1 protein-coding gene is annotated in these 306 nt (G+C 58.2%); it reads right to left on the bottom strand.

The features are described 5' to 3' along the window. Positions 1-306, bottom strand: a 306-nt coding sequence (locus AC09SL_RS29605) for an AMP-binding protein (protein ID WP_479572029.1), incomplete at both ends; no start/stop codon positions are given.

Raw genomic sequence — 306 nt, 5'->3', positions numbered from 1 at the left:
GGTCGAAGTTCAGCGAAGTCGAGAACAGGGTTTTCGACAATGTGGCGTCATCGAAGGAGCGATGGGCCCAGGTCAGGAAGTTCACTGTGTTGCGGTGTTCGATCATCACGCCTTTAGGCAGACCCGTCGAACCCGAGGTGTAAATGACGTAGGCCAGGTGCGAGGACGTCAGCTCCATAATCTCTGGATTCTGGACGGATTCGTCCTGCCACAGCCCGCTGTCGAGGTTGATCACTGCCATGGGGGCATCACTTAACAGCCCGACCGTAGCGTCCTGTGCCAATACCGCTGCCGGGGCGCTGTCCT

The sequence above is a fragment of the Pseudomonas sp. PF05 genome, assembly GCF_056521845.1.
Note: the sequence above shows the minus strand (reverse complement) of the source record. Positions and strands in the feature narration are given on the sequence as shown.